The following is a 15,214-nucleotide window of genomic DNA, read 5'->3' as shown; positions in this document are numbered from 1 at the left end:
GGTGGCCGGGGTGGTCGGGGTGGTCATCGAGGTCTCCTGGTCGTCGAGGTCGTCCCGGAGCTGTTCCAGGACGGCGGAGAGCTCGCGCCGGGCGAGGGCGAGGCCGGACTCGAGCCGGTGCAGGTGCGCACCGAGCACGGCCCCGACGACGGCCTGGTCGTGCGGGTGCGCGAGCACCCGGCCGACGTCGGCGAGCGGGAGCCCGACCCGGCGCAGCCGGGCGACGAGCCGCCCGACCGCGACCTGCTCGTCCGCGTACCGCCGGTAGCCGGACCGCGGGTCCACGTGCGCCGGGGTGAGCAGCCCTTCGCGGTCGTAGAACCGCAGCGCGCTCACCGACAGCCCGGTCGCCCGGGCCATCTCACCGATCCCGTACGTGCTCTCCACCTGTCCGACCCTCGTGTCTCGACCAGGTCGAGAGTCAACCGCGGACCGCCGACAGTCCCGACGGCTCCGGCCGCCCCTACCTGAGCGACATAACGGTCGACATCGGGCGCATTTAAATGTCGATAACGTTATCGATAACGATTGACATGGCGTGTCTTGTGAGGAAACACTCCTATCGCTCACGTTCGCCGGCCCGCGGTCGTGCGCAGCGCCCGGTCCGTCGCCTCCGACGGCACGGCCGGTCGCGCGTCGGCGCCGGCAGTGGCGCCGTCGTCTCCCCTTCGAAGAGGCAGGGAGCAGTCTCATGACGACGACTGAGCTGAACGGGCACGCGGGGCGTGCCACCCGTAGACGGCGCACCAAGAGCGTCATGGCCGGGGCGGTGGCCACGCTCGCGGCCACCACCGTCCTGGCCATGCAGCTGCCCGCCAGCGCCGCGACCACCCTCGGGGCCTCCGCCGCGGAGAGCGGCCGGTACTTCGGGACGGCCATCGCGGCGAACAAGCTGAACGACGGCACCTACACCTCGATCGCGAACCGTGAGTTCACCATGATCACGGCCGAGAACGAGATGAAGATGGACGCCACCGAGCCGAACCAGAACCAGTTCACCTACACCAACGGCGACCGGATCCTGAACTGGGCCCGGTCCAACGGCAAGCGGGTCCGCGGCCACGCCCTGGCCTGGCACTCCCAGCAGCCCGGCTGGATGCAGAACATGTCCGGCACCTCGCTGCGCAACGCGATGCTCAACCACGTCACCCAGGTCGCCACCCACTACCGCGGCCAGATCTACGCCTGGGACGTCGTCAACGAGGCCTTCGCCGACGGCAGCAGCGGCGCCCGCCGCGACTCCAACCTGCAGCGCACCGGCAACGACTGGATCGAGGCCGCGTTCCGCGCCGCCCGCACCGCCGACCCCGGCGCCAAGCTCTGCTACAACGACTACAACATCGACAACTGGTCGCACGCCAAGACCCAGGCGGTCTACGCCATGGTCCGCGACTTCAAGAGCCGCGGTGTGCCCATCGACTGCGTCGGCCTCCAGTCGCACTTCAACGCCCAGTCCCCGGTCCCGAGCAACTACCAGACGACGATCTCGTCGTTCGCCGCTCTCGGCGTCGACGTCCAGATCACCGAGCTCGACATCCAGGGGTCCGGCACGACCCAGGCCAACGACTACAGCCGTGTCGTGAACGCCTGCCTGGCGGTCGCCCGCTGCACCGGCATCACCGTCTGGGGCGTCCGGGACACCGACTCCTGGCTCGCCTCGAGCACCCCGCTGCTCTTCGACGGCAGCGGCAACAAGAAGGCCGCGTACACGTCGACCCTCGCGGCGCTCAACGCCGCGGCGCCGACGTCGAACCCCACCGCGACCCCGACCGCCACCACGACCCCGACCGCGACGACGTCCCCGACACCGACCACGACCCCGACCACGGGGACGACCTGCAGCCTGCCGTCGACCTACCGCTGGTCGTCGACGGGCCCGCTGGCCACCCCGAGGTCGGGCTGGGTCTCGCTGAAGGACTTCTCGACCGCTCCGTACAACGGCGGGCACCTGGTCTACGCGACCACGCACGACACCGGCACGTCCTGGGGGTCGATGAACTTCGGCCCGATCACCGACTGGTCGCAGCTGGGCTCCAGCAGCCAGAACGCGATGTCCCAGGGCACGGTCGCACCGTCGCTGTTCTACTTCGCGCCGAAGAACATCTGGGTGCTGGCCTACCAGTGGGGTCCGACGACGTTCTCGTACAAGACCTCCAGCAACCCCGCCAACGCCAACGGGTGGTCGGCCGCGCAGACCCTGTTCACCGGATCCATCACCAACTCCGGGACCGGCCCCATCGACCAGACCGTCATCGGTGACGACACGAACATGTACCTGTTCTTCGCCGGCGACAACGGCCGCATCTACCGGGCCAGCATGCCCATCGGGAACTTCCCGGGCAGCTTCGGGTCCACCTCGACGGTGGTCATGAGCGACACGACCAACAACCTGTTCGAGGCCCCCCAGGTCTACAAGCTCAAGGGCCAGAACCGTTACCTCATGATCGTCGAGGCGATCGGGGCGAACGGGCGCTACTTCCGCTCCTTCACGGCCACCAGCCTGGGCGGGACGTGGACACCGCAGGCCGCCACCGAGGGCAACCCCTTCGCCGGCAAGGCCAACAGCGGCGCGACCTGGACCAACGACATCAGCCACGGGGAGCTGATCCGCACCAGCGCCGACCAGACCAACACGGTCGACGCCTGCAACCTGCAGTTCCTCTACCAGGGCCGCTCCCCGAGCTCGGGCGGCGACTACGGCCTCCTGCCGTACCGCCCCGGCCTGCTCACCCTGCAGCGATGAACGGTGTGAGGTCGACGCAGCCCACCGGCTGACGGACCTCCGGACGACGAACGGCGTCGCGGTCGACCGCGGCGCCGTTCGTCGTCCCGGCGGAACCGGCCGGCCGCCTGCGCCCTCAGCGCGCCGGGCGCGGCGTGACCCACAACCGGATGACGCCCTCGACGACGACCGTGCCGTCGTCCCGGACGCCGCGCACGCGGACCGGCACGTCGGGGTCGTCGCCGGTCCACTGCTGCGGGTCGGTCTCGGCGATGCACGTGATGTCGCTCGTCGCCTTGGCGGTGTAGGCGACCTCCATCCCCTTGGGGATCCACCGCTTGTCCGCCGGGATGCTCACCTCGGCGAGCGCACCCATCGCCGCCTCGAGCCCGTTGCACAGCGCGATCGCGTGCACCGTCCTGAGGTGGTTGTGCACCCGGCGGCGCTTGGGGACGACGAGCTCGGCGTAGTTCGGCCGCAGCGCCACGAACCGCGGCCGGACCGTCGCGAAGTACGGCGCCTTGAGCGCGAACGCCTTCGAGAAGACCGCCTTGCCGACGGCGAAGCGACCCACCCGGACCCGGCTCGTCGCCGTCCACATCGAGAGCACGCGCATGCGGGGACTCTAGGCTACCGGTGGGTAACTTAACCAGACCGTGCGTCGGTAGGGTGCCGGTCGTGGACGAGCCGGCGACCCGCCCCGACGAGGTGCGGACCTCGGGGCGGATGCTCCCGGTCCGGTCCGACGGGCGGGTCCTGCTGCTGAGCGGTACCGACCCCGCCCGCCCCGGATCGGCCTTCTGGTTCTCGGTCGGCGGCGGCCTCGAGCCGGGCGAGACGGCGCTCGAGGCGGCGGTCCGCGAGCTGCGCGAGGAGACCGGGATCGTCGTCGACCCGGCGGACGTCACGCCTCGGCTCGCGCGGCACACGTTCACGCTGACGTGGCGCGGCGAGCCGGTCGTGCGGGACAGCCTCTTCTTCGCCGTCCGGGTGCCCGACGGCACCGTCGCCGCGTTCGACGGGCTCACCGGGACCGAGGCCGAGTTCACCACGGGGACGGCGTGGCTCACCGCCGACGAGCTGCTCGCGAGCGGGGCGGCCGCGCACCCGGTGCTCGTGGACGTCGTCCGGACGGCGGTCGCCGCGGTGCTGGGCGGCGTCCGCCAGCAGCCGTAGCCCGGCACGCGTACCGCAGCACGCACGAACGGCCCTCGGACGTGGCGTGTCGGCGCTGGGAGCGCTCTTGTGACGAACTGCGGTACGGGCCGGACGGCGTGCGGCTAGCGGGAGAGCAGCGACCGGAGCACGGCCTCGAGCTCGGCGGTCGGGTCGGCGACGCGGCCCTGCGAGCGCCAGGCGACGTGCGCGTCGGGGCGGACGAGGACGCAGCCGTCCTCCTCGACCTCGCGGGCGCGGGCCCAGTCCTCGTAGAGGTCCTCGTACTCGCGGCCGGGGCCGACGACGTGCGCGACGAGGTCCACCCCGAGCAGCTTGGCGACCTTCTCGGCGGCGTCCGCCCAGGGCTGGCCCGTGATGCCGGTGAGCAGGCAGAACCGGCCCTTGCCGGCGAGGTCGTGGGTGCTCACCTTGTGGCCGCCGCGGCCGAGCCAGACGTGCGGCAGCCGGGCGCCCGGCCACGTCGTCGGGTGGTAGTAGAGCTCGGGGTCGCGGGTGTACGCCGGCTCGGGCGTGCCGTCGGCGACGACCGCGGACGACGCATAGCGCTGGCCGAGCTCGACGCCGTGGGCGTTGAACTCGTAGTCCTTGAGCTCGAGCGCGAGCCGCAGCGCGCGGCGCTTCTCGGCGCCCTCGGGGGTGTCGTCCGCGCGGGCGGCGATCCGGGCGCGCATCACCTCGGGGTCGGAGGTGTCGGTGATCCCGAGCGCCTCGAAGATCGCCCCGAACTCCTCGATGCTCTTGTTGGCGCGCAGCACGATCTGCTTGCCGACCGGCGCCCGCTCGGCGTCGTAGGAGTCGAGCAGCCCTTCGCCCGCCGTCCCGCGGAGCACGAGGGCGAGCTTCCAGGCGAGGTTGTACGCGTCCTGCACCGAGGTGTTCGAGCCGAGCCCGTTTGACGGCGGGTGCCGGTGGGTCGCGTCGCCCATGCAGAAGACCCGGCCGGCCCGGTAGCGGGTGGCGTACATCTTGTTGTTGCCCCACAGGGACGTCGACCGGATCGTCACCGGGATCGTGTCGTCACCGACGAGGTCGTGCACGATCTTGATCGCGGCCTCGTCGTCGACCTCGGGCGGCGGCTGGTTGATGTCGTAGCCCCAGACGACGAGCCACTCGTTCCACGGCCGCACCATCCGCACGAGCCCGAGGCCGATCCCGCCGATGTCGGCCCCCGGCTTGAGCACCCAGTACAGGACGCTCGGGCGGTGCTCGACGTACTGCGTGAGGTCGGCGTGGAAGACGATGTTCATGCTGCCGGCGATGTCCATCTGGCCCTCGAAGGGCAGGCCGACGTCGCGCGCGACGGCGCTGCGGCCGCCGTCCGCGCCGATGACGTACTTGGCGCGGATCGTCGAGACCGCACCGGACACCCTGTCCCGCACCGTGACGGTGACGCCGGCGTCGTCCTGCTCGAGGCCGAGGTACTCGGTGTCGAACCGGATCCGGCTGCCCCGTGCGGCCGCGTGACCGATGAGGATCGGCTCGAGGAGCGTCTGCGGGATGTCGGCGTTCGGCGACGGGCTCGCCTGCAGGTAGTCGGCCTCCCGCGCGGGGTGCGTCTCCCAGGTGCGGACCCGGCCGATCTCGTCCCCGGCGAGGCTCGTGCAGAAGACGGTGTCGCCCATGAGGTGGTGCGGCGTGCCCTGGGCGAGCAGGTCCGCCTCGATGCCGAGGTCGCGGAAGATCTCGATGGTCCGCTGGTTCGTGATGTGCGCGCGCGGGGTGTTCGCCGTCCACCGGTACTTCGTGATGACGAGGTGCTCGACGCCGAGGGTCGCGAGGAACAGCGCGGCGGAGCCTCCCGCCGGGCCGCTGCCGATGACGAGGACGTCGGTCTCGACGTCGTGGTCGGACGACGTGACGGTCGGCATCCGGGACGGGCTGCGCTCCGGCGGGGTGGACGCCGTCGGCTCGGTCATCAGGTCTCCTGGGCGAGGACGAGGTCGAAGGTGACGTCGGCCCACGGGCCGGGCAGGACCCGGCCGTCGGGGGCGGTGCCGGCCGGGTGGTCGGCGAAGTCGGCGACGAGGGACTCCTTGACGCCGAAGACGGCGTCGTTCGTCAGGTACTCGTCGCCCGCGGCGAAGATGTGGGTGACGAGGGTGCGGTGGCCGGGCGCGCTCACCATGAAGTGGATGTGCGCCGGGCGCATCGGCCCGCGGCCGGCGGCCTTGAGCAGGTCGCCGACCGGCCCGTCGTCCGGGATCGGGTACGCGGCGGGCCGCACGCTCCAGAACGCGAACCGGCCCTCGTCGTCCGCCTGCAGGCGGCCGCGGGCGGCGGTGACGTCCCCGGCGTACTGGACGTCGTAGAACCCGTCCTCGTCGGACTGCCAGACCTCGAGCCACGCCCCGGCGAGCGGGGCGCCGTCCGTGCCGAGCACCCGGCCCGACACGTGGCACGGCACGCCCTTGGCCCCGAACGACAGGTCGCCGCCGATCGGGATCGTCGGGGCGTCGGCGACGAAGAACGGCCCGAAGACGGTCGACTCGGTGGCCCCGGCGCTCACCGGCGCGTTGATCGCGATCGTCAGCATCGAGAACCCGAGGACGTCGGACAGGAGGATGAACTCCTGCCGCCGGTCATCGGTGATGTGGCCGGTGCGGGTGAGGAAGCCGACCGCGGCCTCCCACTCGGCCTGGGTGAGCCGGACGTCGCGGGCGAAGGCGTGCAGGTGCGTCACGAGCGACTGCATGACCTCGCGGTAGCGGTCGTCGGCCGCACCCTCGAACGACGCGAGCACCGCCGCGGTGACCGCCGCCTCGCGGCCGGCCTGCAGCGCGTCGTCCGACGCGCCGGCTGGTTCGGTGCTCACGGGACCTCCTCGTCCGGCGACGGACCGGCCGGCCCGTCGTGTGACCGCCCTCACTGTCGCGCGCCCGTCGTCCATACGTCCAATACCTGTTTGCAGGGCTGGCCATACGTCGGACATATGGGCAAGGTGTTCGGCAGGGTGTCCGACGGGGTGTTCCGACAGGAGGTGCCCGTGGAGCTGCGGCAGCTGCGCTACTTCGTCGCCGTCGCCGAGGAGCGGTCGGTGACCCGGGCCGCCGCGCGACTGCACATCACCCAGCCGCCGCTGTCGGCCCAGCTCGCCCGGCTCGAGCACGAGGTCGGCGTCCCGTTGCTCGGGCGGCACAACCGCGGCGTCGAGCTCACCGAGGCCGGGGAGGAGCTGCTCGTGCACGCCCGGCGGCTGCTCGCCGGCGTCGACGCCGCGACGGACGCCGTCCGCCGGGTCGGGCAGGGCCGCACCGGCCGGCTCGGGCTCGCGTTCGTCGCCGCGAGCGCCTGGAGCGTGCTGCCGCCGCTGCTCGCCCAGCTCCGCGCGGACCTGCCGGACGTCACCGTCGACCTCGTGCAGGCCGGGCCGGACGAGGTCGTCGAGCACGTCCGTGCCGGGCGCTGCGACCTCGGGCTCGTCCACCTGCTGCCGCAGCCGCCCGTCGACCGGGACCTCGACGTCGCCGTCGTCGACCGGGAGCCGCTCGTCGCGGTGCTGCCGCGGGCGCACCCGATGGCGTCCGGCGAGCGCGCCGACCTCGCCTCGCTCGCGGCCGAGACGTTCCTGGCGCCGACCCGGACGCCGCGCGGCGCGCTGCACCCGCACCTCGTCGCCGCCTGCCGGCTCGCCGGGTTCGAGCCCGACGTCCGCGAGGTCGGCCTGGCCCAGACCGTCGTCGCGTTCGTCGGTGCGGGTCTGGGGGTGTCGGTGCTGCCCGCGAGCGCGGGGTCGGTCTGCGGCGAGGGCGCCGTCGCGGTGCCGCTGCGGCTCAACGCCCCCGTCGTCGAGACGGCGCTCGTCCGGCGCCGCGGCAGCGCGCCGTCCCCGGTGACCCGGCGGTTCCTCCGGCTCGCGATGTCGACGCCCGAGCCCGACGTCCTCGGGCCGGCGCTGGCCAGGCGCCCCCGCTCGTGACCGCCGTCCGTCAGCCGGAGGGCGCGGTCCTGGGAGACCGTGCGGCCGACGGACGGCGGTCGTCCGGGAGGCGGGTCAGCGGTGCAGCGGCGGGACGGCGTTGCGGGACAGCTGGAGGGCCATCGCGCCGAACCACTCACCGGCCGCGGGGTCGACGATGCCGCCCCACTCCGGGTCGGTCGTCGAGCCGGCGACCCCCCGGTTGCACTGCCCGTCGGACTCGCCGGGGATCTTCACCCACAGCAGTGCCGCGGCGAGCGGGTTCCCGGTACGGGTCGTGGGCCTGGGGCCGAGGCCGCGCCCGGTCGGGTTGCACCAGTCCTGCGGGTCCGGGTAGACGCCGGCCGGCGGCTCCCACGGCCCGAGGCCGTTGCGGCTCGTGTCGACGACGAAGCGCGCGGTCGGCGTGACGCCGGCGAGCATCGTCGCGTAGCGGGCCGTGATCGACGCCGTGTCGAGGTCGGCCTGCGTCGCAGTGTCGCTCCACTCGCCGTACTTGCTCAGCGCGACGCCGTTGAAACCGTTCGTCGGCCCGCCGTTCCAGTACTGGTTCGGGCAGTCGCCGACCGAGGCCGGCGTCGTCACCCGGGTCACCCACGCCAGGCACGAGGAGATCCACGTGCCGTAGAACTGCGAGTTCACCGTGTACTGGTAGTTCGACACGTTGAGGTAGAAGCCGTCCGCCCGCTCGACGCCGGCCTTGAGCAGCCGGTCGGTGATGTCGCCGACGTTGAGCCAGCCGCTGTGCGTGCCGTCGAGGTAGAGGTCGACCTTCGGCAGGGCGGTGAGGACGTCGACTGCGTCGTTGAGCTCGGCGAAGCGGGTCTGCGGGTCGGCCTCGGGGGCCGGTGCGCCGTCCACCTGCGGCTGGCACCACTCCGGCGAGGTCTGCCCGACCGGGGTGTACCAGGGGATGATCCCGAGGCTGTCCGGCTCGAGCAGGACGACGGCCCGGCGGCCGCCGATGCCCTTCGCGACGGCCCGCACCCACGACGCGTACTCGGCCGCGTTCGAGGCGCCGCCCGAGGAGTACTGGGCGCAGTCCCGGTAGGGGATGTTGTAGAGGACGAGCACGGGGACGGTGCGCTTCGCCGCGGCGCGGCGGACGACGGCGGCGACGTCGGCCCTGGTCCGCGCGTCGCTCGTGCCGCCGTTGACCCACACGGCCTGCGGGGTCTCGATCATCGCCTCGATGCGTGCGGCGTCCGCCCGGGCGCCGGCCTTGCGCAGGGCCTTGATCTGCGCCGGGGCGCCCGGGTCCGGCGGCGGCACGTAGAACGCGGTCGACCGGTCGTGGCCGTCGTGCGCCTGCGCCGCGGGAGCGGTGGCGAGACCGCTCAGCGCGAGCGCGCCGGCGACGAGCGCACCGAGGACGGCGGGCCGGCGGCGGTGCCGGTGGGACGGCACCTGCCCTGTCGGGGCCGTTGCGGACGGCGGGTGGTGCAGACGTCTCATCACGGGAGCTCCTCACGCAGGAGCGACCCTGCGCCTGGCCCGCGCAGCATCGCGACGGAAACGGCGCGCACGCCTTCTCCGCGCGACGCCGCACGATCGACCGAGGGCGCCGTCGCACGCGGCTGGGAGCCCACTGGGAGCGCTCCCGGTCATAGGACATCTCACTCGATGACGACGATCACGTCAAGAGCCCTGAATCCCGACCAAGGGGCCGCGTGCGACGGGCAGCAGCCGGGCGGCAGGCACCCGGCGTCCGGCGGGCCTCAGGCGTCGCGGCGCAGCCGGTAGAAGACGGGCGCCCGGCGGCGCAGCGGCGCGGGCATGCCCGCGGTCTCGGCCGGCTCCTCGTCGACGACCGACCAGCCGCGGTACGCGGCCGTGAGATCGGCGGCAGCGGCCCCGCGTGGCAGCGGCCCCCGCCCGCCCGGGGCGAAGCACAGCGCGAGCATCGTCGCCCCGACCCCGGTGACCCGCTCGATCCCGCGGCCGAGCAGCGCACGCTGCGACGTGGTCAGCCCGTGGAAGCAGCCGACGTCGAGGACGAAGTCGTACCCGCGCCCGACCGACTCGGGCAGCGCCGTGACGTCGGCCTCGAGGAACGTCACCTGCTGCCCCGCACCGGCCGCCCGCTCGCGCGCCGCCGCGAGCGCCCGCGGGACGACGTCCACGCCCGTGACCTCCCAGCCGCGCCGGGCCAGCTCGACGCTGTGCGCCCCGCGACCGCAGCCGAGGTCGAGCGCGCGACCGGGCGGCGTCCGCACCTCCTCCCGGCCGAGCAGGGCGTCGAGCTGCTCGGCCCCCTCCTCGCCGGCGCGCTCCCAGGGCGCGATGCCCAACCGGTAGGCGAGGACGTATCCCATGGTCATGACGCCCCTTCTCCGCAGTGCCCCGCACCGCTGTCAATTCACTCCAGTGGCACTGGATCGAATATCTGTAGACTGCCCTCGATGTCCAGACCGGTCAAGACCCGCGGCTACAGCTCCCCGGCGCGCGAGGCCCAGGCCCGGGAGACCCGGCGCCGGGTCGTCGACGCCGCCTCGCGGCTCTTCGTCGAGCGCGGCTACCCGCGGACGACGATCGCCGCGGTCGGCGCGGAGGCCGGCGTCGCGGCGGACACCGTGCTGCACCTCTTCGGGAACAAGCTCGCGCTGCTCAAGGAGGTCATGGACGTCGTCATCGGCGGCGACGACGCGGACGTCGCGCTGCTCGACCGTGAGGGTCCGCAGGCGATGCGGGCCGAACCCGACCAGCGCCGGCAGCTGGAGATGTTCGCCGCGGGGGTGACGACGCAGCTCGAGCGGATCCGCCCGGCCGACGACATCCTCCGCGGCGCGGCGGCGGTCGACCCGGACGCCGCGGCGCTGCGCGAGGACCTCCAGCTCCGTCAGCGCCGGGGCGCGATGCTCGCCGTCGCCGGCTGGGTCGCCGCCCACGGCGGGTTCCGCGACGGGCGGACGACGGAGGAGGCCGCGGCCGTGCTGTGGACGACGACGAGCCCCGAGGTGCACCGGATGCTCCGGGTCGACTGGGGCTGGACGGCGCAGGCGTACGAGGACTGGCTGCGGACGACGCTCACGGCGACGCTGCTCGACGGCTGACGGCCGGACGACGAAAGGCCAGGCCCTCCCGACGACCGCCGCAGAAACTTCGGCCCGAGGTGATCCGATCGCCGTGCCGCGCGCGACAGTGTGGCCATGCAGCCGCACTCCGACGCGAGCGACGCCGGGCTCCTCCGCCTGGTCGCCGAGCGGGACGAGGCCGCCCTGCGCGAGCTCGTGGAGCGGCACTCGGCCTGGCTGCTGCTGCGGCTCATGCGCCGGACGCCCGACCGGGACCTGGCGCACGAGGCGCTGCACGACACGTTCGTCGCCGTCTGGCAGCGACCGCAGGCGTACCGCGGGGACGGGGACGTCGGAGCCTGGCTGTGGGGGATCGCCATCCGCCGGCTCGTGGCCCGGCTCCGGCTGCGCGCGCAGCCGACACCCCTTGCGGGGCAGGCGCTCTCGGCGCTCTCGCCGACCGTCCGCAGCGCCGAGGACGAGGTGCTCGTGGCCGTCGAGCACGGACCGGTCGGCGACGCGATGCGGGCGCTGTCGCCCGAGCTGCGGCAGGCGCTGCAAGCGACCGTGGTCGACGGGCTGTCGACCCGGGAGGCGGCGCAGCTGCTCGGGATCCCTGCGGGCACGGTCAAGAGCAGGGTCCGGCTGGCGAAGGTCAGGCTGCGCGAGCAGCTGGTGCGCGGGGAGGCGTGGTCATGAGCTGGCACGTGGACGACCAGGTCTGGCAGGCGTACGTCGGGGGGCGGCTCGACGCGGCGGCGGAGGCGTCCGTCGACACCCACGTCGCCCGGTGCGCCGAGTGCCGGGCCACGGCCCGGCGGAACGCCCCGGCGGCGACGGCGGAACGGGTGTGGGCCGACGTGCGGGCCACGATCACGGTGCCGGCGCCGTCCGCCCCGGTGCGGCTGCTGCGGCGCCTGGGCGCGCGGGACGACGACCTCGTCGCCCTCTCGGGCGCGGACTCGCTGCTCGTGCCGTGGGCGGTGGCGGTCGGCTTCGCGGTCGCCTGCGCCTGCCTCGTGGGCCTCGCCGGGCTCGGCCCCGTGAACCAGCACACCGTGTTCCTGGCGGCCGCGCCGCTCGGGCCCGTGCTGGCCATCGTCGCGGCGTACGACGCCCTCGACCCGCTGCGCGAGCTGGCGGCGCCGACGCCGTACAGCAAGCTCCGGCTCGCGCTGCTGCGGGCCTGCGCCGCGCTCGCGGTCGCACTGCCGTCGACCGCGGCGATCGGCCTCGTCGTGCCGGCGATGGAGGACCTCGCCTGGGTCTGGCTCGCGCCGTCCTTCGGCCTGACCCTCGGCGCCCTGGTCCTGCTCACCTGGTGGGACGCCAAGGTCGCGGGGGCGATGGTCTGCGCGCTGTGGACAGGTCTGGTCGTCGTGGTCCGGACGAACGGCACGGTCGACCCACTCACCGAACCCCTGGCCCAGGCCGGCTTCGTCGCGGCCGGGCTGGTCCTCGCCGGGGCCCTCGTGCTGCGGACCTCGACGCTGCGGCTGCAGGGAGGCGAGCTGTGAGCGTGGTCGCGACCTTCGAGCAGGTCTCCAAGAGGTACGGCGGGACGACCGCCGTCCGGCCGACGTCGTTCGACCTGCGGCCCGGCGTCGTCGGCCTGCTCGGCCCCAACGGCGCCGGCAAGACGACGTTGCTGCGGCTGCTGTCCACCGCGCTGCCACCCAGCACCGGCCGGATCGTCATCGCGGGCTTCGACGTCACCGCGTCGCACGTGAACCGGGTCGAGGCCCGGCGCCGGCTCGGCTACTGCCCTCAGGAGGTGACGCTGCCGCGCGGGATGACGGCGTCCGGCTTCCTCGACTACGTCGCCGTCCTCAAGGAGTGGAAGGACGCCGCCGCGCGGCACGCGGAGGTGCGGCGGGTCCTCGACCTCGTCGACCTCGGCGACCGGGGCGCGACGAGGCTGTCCAGGCTGTCCGGCGGCCAGCGCCGCCGCGTCGTCATCGCGCAGGCGCTCATCGGCGCCCCCGAGCTGCTCGTCCTCGACGAGCCCACCACCGGGCTCGACCCCGAGCAGCGCGCGTCGCTGCGAGGCCTGCTCTCGGGCCTCGCGGGGACGGTCCTGATCTCGACGCACCAGACCGAGGACGTCTCGGCCCTGTGCGACCGAGTGCTCGTCATCGACGCCGGGGCGATCCGCTTCGACGGCACGGTGACCGAGCTCCTGGCCACGGCAGCCGGCCGTGTCCATCTCGGACCGAGCGCCTCCACTGGCGCGGTCCAGACCTGGAAGACCGGAACCGGGCTGGTCCGGTCCGTCGGGGGACAGCCCGCTCCCGACTCCTGCGTCGTCGACCCGTCGGTCGAGGACGCGTACCTGCTGCTCCGCTCCGAGGGGCGCACGAGACAAGGAGTCACCTGATGAGCACCGTCACCGCGACCGGACCGATCCTGGGCGTGCTCGCCCGGCAGGAGATCCGGAACTACCTGCGCGCCAAGCCGTTCTGGCTCGGCGCCGCGCTCACCCTCGCCGTCGCCGTCGTCATGGTCCTCGACCTGGACGGCGACCCGACGTCGAGCGCGTCCTACATGATCGCCCCGGCGGCGCTGCTCGGGCTGCTCGGCGTCGGAGTGATGTTCGGGCTGGCCCGCCGGTCCGACCGGGCGGCCGAGGCGGCCGGCGCGGTCGCCGTCCCGGAGCGGACCCGGACGCTCGCCCTCGCGTGCGCGACGGTCGTCCCGTTCTCGGTGGCGCTGCTGTCGTTCGTCGCCGCGGTCGTCACCTGGAACGTGCACCCGCCCGCCGGGTACGTCGTCCCGCCAGGGATCGGCGACACCTTCGTCTACGCCCAGATGTTCGGCGACGGCGTCCTGTGCGCGGTCGGCGGCCCGCTGCTCGGCCTGCTGCTCGCCCGGTACCTGCCGCGGCGCGGGGTCGCCGCGGTGGCCGTGGTGCTGCTCGTGACCGTGACGATCCTGCTGCAGGGCGGCCTGCTCGGTGAGCAGCGCTACCGGGTGTTCTGGTTCTGGACCTACTTCCTCACCCAGAGCCCGGACGGGGGGCCCGGCACCCACCACTTCACGACCGTGCCCGGCAACCCGTACCTGTGGCTGCTCTACCTCGCGACCCTGTGCGCCCTCGGCGTCGTCCTCGCCGTCCTGCACGACCCGGAGTCGGACCGCTCGCGGCTGCGGACGACGGCGCTCGGCCTGGCCGGCGCCGCCGTCGTCCTCGGGCTGCTCACGATGACGGTCGGCTTCACCGAGAGCGTCGTGGACCCGGACGTCTGCCAGGTCTGCTGATGCTCGGCCACGCCGCCAGGGCGGTCCCGTGGGGCCGGGTCGCCCTGGCGGCGGGGCTCGTCGTGCTCCTCATGGACCTGGTCCGCCGCGACCCGTGGGCGCTGTGGCCGCTCCAGGGAACGGCGGTCGGCCTGCTCGCCGGGGCGACCGCCTGGTGCTTCGACGACGTCGCCGTCGCCGTCGTCGACACCGCCCCTCGCGGGCTCGCCTGGCGGGCCGCCGCCCGCGGCCCCGCCGTGCTGGTGCTCGTGCTCGCCTGGGTGCTCGCGGTGCACCGGACCGGCGACGACGCCGGGTTCGGGCACCCGCGCGCCGTCCTCGTCCAGGGTCTGGTCGCGATCACCGTGGGCGCCGCCGTCGCGTGCTGGCGCCGCGCGCGCGGCGAGGAGGCCCCCGGGCTCGTCTTCGCCGGCGTCGTCGTGCCGGCGGTGACGGCGTGGGCGCTCGTCCGGCCGTTCGACGAGCAGCTCGCGGTCTTCCCCTACGGGACGACGTCCGCGACCGGCTGGCACCTCAGCACGGTCGGCTGGGCCGTCACCGGCGCCCTCGCCGCGGCGCTGCTCGTCGCCGCCCTGGCGGACGCACCGTGGTGGCGTCTGCGCGTGTCAACGGGTCGCCCCTGACGCAGGCCCGGCGGGCCGGTCGACCGCACGGCGCGCGGTGATGCCGGTGGCGAAGAACGCGACGAACGCGGCGACGAACGCAAGATCGCCGACCGCGGCGACCAGGGTGAGCGGTCCGGCCTGTCCGGCAGCCGCCTCGGACAGCAGGCGGACCGCGTACACCGCCTTGCCTGCTCCGCCGAGGGCCACCACGAGCGCATGACGGCGGGGCGCGAAGGCGGCGACCACGTAGCCCACCCCGAAGAGGAACGTCTGGCCCGAGGAGCCGCGGAACAGCGCCAGGACGTCCTCGGTCACCGGGCCGGCGTGGAAGCGCTGGTACGCGGCCGCGGGGTCGACGAGCCCGGGAACCGCACCGAGCAGCGTCCACAGGCCCGCGGCGAGGAAGAGCAGCCCCCACCCGTGAGGGACCCAGGACCGGGGAGCGAGCGCCGGCAGCCCGGCCCGGTCGGTGCGACGTCCTGATGTGGTCTTCATGAGGCTGTTGTGCCATCGGCAGGCA

16 protein-coding genes are annotated in these 15,214 nt (G+C 73.8%); 9 read left to right on the top strand and 7 right to left on the bottom strand.

Translation table 11 applies throughout. The annotated features are described in order from the left end of the window. Window positions 1-387: MerR family transcriptional regulator (locus ECOMGDLI_RS01820; protein ID WP_198954442.1), on the bottom strand; the 387-nt coding region annotated here is incomplete at its 3' end. Window positions 388-757: 370 nt separating this feature from the next. Between ECOMGDLI_RS01820 and ECOMGDLI_RS01815 the strand changes: the two genes are divergently transcribed. Continuing rightward, window positions 758-2,743: a non-reducing end alpha-L-arabinofuranosidase family hydrolase gene (locus ECOMGDLI_RS01815; RefSeq protein ID WP_088313025.1), complete on the top strand. Its 1,986-nt coding sequence runs from the start codon at window positions 758-760 to the stop codon at window positions 2,741-2,743. Between the two features lie 115 nt (window positions 2,744-2,858). On the opposite strand, the gene ECOMGDLI_RS01810 is transcribed toward ECOMGDLI_RS01815, so the two are convergent. Then, a complete protein-coding gene (locus ECOMGDLI_RS01810) occupies window positions 2,859-3,338 on the bottom strand; it encodes a hotdog fold domain-containing protein (RefSeq protein WP_088313024.1) in 480 nt (159 codons plus the stop codon). A gap of 62 nt (window positions 3,339-3,400) precedes the next feature. Here ECOMGDLI_RS01810 and ECOMGDLI_RS01805 point away from each other — a divergent pair, with 62 nt between their 5' ends. Continuing rightward, window positions 3,401-3,898, top strand: coding sequence for an NUDIX hydrolase (locus ECOMGDLI_RS01805; protein WP_143447435.1), 498 nt, complete (start codon window positions 3,401-3,403; stop codon window positions 3,896-3,898). 104 nt (window positions 3,899-4,002) lie between these two features. Here ECOMGDLI_RS01805 and ECOMGDLI_RS01800 read toward each other — a convergent pair whose 3' ends face one another. Together ECOMGDLI_RS01800 and ECOMGDLI_RS01795 are read right to left on the bottom strand one after the other, a co-directional pair. Next, window positions 4,003-5,769, bottom strand: coding sequence for an FAD-dependent monooxygenase (locus ECOMGDLI_RS01800; protein WP_088313037.1), 1,767 nt, complete (start codon window positions 5,767-5,769; stop codon window positions 4,003-4,005). A gap of 47 nt (window positions 5,770-5,816) precedes the next feature. Continuing rightward, window positions 5,817-6,713 (bottom strand): intradiol ring-cleavage dioxygenase, encoded by an 897-nt coding sequence (locus tag ECOMGDLI_RS01795; RefSeq protein WP_233153260.1) that lies wholly within the window; start codon window positions 6,711-6,713, stop codon window positions 5,817-5,819. Window positions 6,714-6,884: 171 nt separating this feature from the next. Here ECOMGDLI_RS01795 and ECOMGDLI_RS01790 point away from each other — a divergent pair, with 171 nt between their 5' ends. Continuing rightward, entirely contained in the window at window positions 6,885-7,817 is a 933-nt protein-coding gene (locus ECOMGDLI_RS01790; RefSeq protein WP_158220846.1) for a LysR family transcriptional regulator, read from the top strand. A 75-nt stretch (window positions 7,818-7,892) separates the two neighbouring features. Here the strand turns inward: ECOMGDLI_RS01790 and ECOMGDLI_RS01785 are convergent, their stop codons facing one another. Together ECOMGDLI_RS01785 and ECOMGDLI_RS01780 are read right to left on the bottom strand one after the other, a co-directional pair. Continuing rightward, complete coding sequence (locus ECOMGDLI_RS01785) at window positions 7,893-9,272, bottom strand: glycoside hydrolase family 6 protein (protein WP_088313035.1); 1,380 nt, start codon at window positions 9,270-9,272, stop codon at window positions 7,893-7,895. A 263-nt stretch (window positions 9,273-9,535) separates the two neighbouring features. Further along, window positions 9,536-10,138: a bifunctional 2-polyprenyl-6-hydroxyphenol methylase/3-demethylubiquinol 3-O-methyltransferase UbiG gene (locus ECOMGDLI_RS01780; protein ID WP_088313017.1), complete on the bottom strand. Its 603-nt coding sequence runs from the start codon at window positions 10,136-10,138 to the stop codon at window positions 9,536-9,538. Window positions 10,139-10,219: 81 nt separating this feature from the next. Between ECOMGDLI_RS01780 and ECOMGDLI_RS01775 the strand changes: the two genes are divergently transcribed. The 6 genes from ECOMGDLI_RS01775 to ECOMGDLI_RS01750 all read left to right on the top strand — a co-directional run bounded on the left by ECOMGDLI_RS01775 (window position 10,220) and on the right by ECOMGDLI_RS01750 (window position 14,712). Beyond that, on the top strand, window positions 10,220-10,870 hold the full coding sequence (locus ECOMGDLI_RS01775) for a TetR/AcrR family transcriptional regulator (protein WP_088313015.1): 651 nt from the start codon (window positions 10,220-10,222) through the stop codon (window positions 10,868-10,870). A gap of 96 nt (window positions 10,871-10,966) precedes the next feature. Beyond that, complete coding sequence (locus ECOMGDLI_RS01770) at window positions 10,967-11,530, top strand: RNA polymerase sigma factor (RefSeq protein WP_088313033.1); 564 nt, start codon at window positions 10,967-10,969, stop codon at window positions 11,528-11,530. Then, window positions 11,527-12,348, top strand: coding sequence for a hypothetical protein (locus ECOMGDLI_RS01765; protein ID WP_143447434.1), 822 nt, complete (start codon window positions 11,527-11,529; stop codon window positions 12,346-12,348). The genes ECOMGDLI_RS01770 and ECOMGDLI_RS01765 overlap by 4 nt, the downstream gene beginning before the upstream one ends. Next, window positions 12,345-13,208: an ABC transporter ATP-binding protein gene (locus ECOMGDLI_RS01760; protein WP_198954440.1), complete on the top strand. Its 864-nt coding sequence runs from the start codon at window positions 12,345-12,347 to the stop codon at window positions 13,206-13,208. Before ECOMGDLI_RS01765 ends, ECOMGDLI_RS01760 begins: the two co-directional genes overlap by 4 nt. Then, complete coding sequence (locus tag ECOMGDLI_RS01755) at window positions 13,208-14,089, top strand: hypothetical protein (protein ID WP_088313009.1); 882 nt, start codon at window positions 13,208-13,210, stop codon at window positions 14,087-14,089. Before ECOMGDLI_RS01760 ends, ECOMGDLI_RS01755 begins: the two co-directional genes overlap by 1 nt. Further along, on the top strand, window positions 14,089-14,712 hold the full coding sequence (locus ECOMGDLI_RS01750) for a hypothetical protein (protein ID WP_088313008.1): 624 nt from the start codon (window positions 14,089-14,091) through the stop codon (window positions 14,710-14,712). Before ECOMGDLI_RS01755 ends, ECOMGDLI_RS01750 begins: the two co-directional genes overlap by 1 nt. Here the strand turns inward: ECOMGDLI_RS01750 and ECOMGDLI_RS01745 are convergent. Beyond that, window positions 14,695-15,189 (bottom strand): hypothetical protein, encoded by a 495-nt coding sequence (locus tag ECOMGDLI_RS01745; RefSeq protein WP_088313006.1) that lies wholly within the window; start codon window positions 15,187-15,189, stop codon window positions 14,695-14,697. The genes ECOMGDLI_RS01750 and ECOMGDLI_RS01745 overlap by 18 nt on opposite strands. Window positions 15,190-15,214 lie beyond the last annotated feature (25 nt).

Source organism: Kineosporia sp. R_H_3, assembly GCF_002198675.1.
GTDB lineage: Bacteria > Actinomycetota > Actinomycetes > Actinomycetales > Kineosporiaceae > R-H-3.
The sequence above is the reverse complement of the archived record's forward strand: the minus strand, read 5'-3'. Positions and strand labels throughout refer to the sequence as shown.

Bases quoted from the DNA above. Each gene is read 5' to 3' on its own strand.
- ECOMGDLI_RS01765 (WP_143447434.1), top strand. From the start codon at position 11,527: ATGAGCTGGCACGTGGACGACCAGGTCTGGCAGGCGTACGTCGGGGGG.
- ECOMGDLI_RS01785 (WP_088313035.1), bottom strand. From the start codon at position 9,272: ATGAGACGTCTGCACCACCCGCCGTCCGCAACGGCCCCGACAGGGCAG.
- ECOMGDLI_RS01800 (WP_088313037.1), bottom strand. From the start codon at position 5,769: ATGCCGACCGTCACGTCGTCCGACCACGACGTCGAGACCGACGTCCTC.
- ECOMGDLI_RS01770 (WP_088313033.1), top strand. From the start codon at position 10,967: ATGCAGCCGCACTCCGACGCGAGCGACGCCGGGCTCCTCCGCCTGGTC.
- ECOMGDLI_RS01815 (WP_088313025.1), top strand. From the start codon at position 758: ATGGCCGGGGCGGTGGCCACGCTCGCGGCCACCACCGTCCTGGCCATG.
- ECOMGDLI_RS01775 (WP_088313015.1), top strand. From the start codon at position 10,220: ATGTCCAGACCGGTCAAGACCCGCGGCTACAGCTCCCCGGCGCGCGAG.
- ECOMGDLI_RS01810 (WP_088313024.1), bottom strand. From the start codon at position 3,338: ATGCGCGTGCTCTCGATGTGGACGGCGACGAGCCGGGTCCGGGTGGGT.
- ECOMGDLI_RS01755 (WP_088313009.1), top strand. From the start codon at position 13,208: ATGAGCACCGTCACCGCGACCGGACCGATCCTGGGCGTGCTCGCCCGG.
- ECOMGDLI_RS01745 (WP_088313006.1), bottom strand. From the start codon at position 15,189: ATGAAGACCACATCAGGACGTCGCACCGACCGGGCCGGGCTGCCGGCG.
- ECOMGDLI_RS01750 (WP_088313008.1), top strand. From the start codon at position 14,089: ATGCTCGGCCACGCCGCCAGGGCGGTCCCGTGGGGCCGGGTCGCCCTG.
- ECOMGDLI_RS01780 (WP_088313017.1), bottom strand. From the start codon at position 10,138: ATGACCATGGGATACGTCCTCGCCTACCGGTTGGGCATCGCGCCCTGG.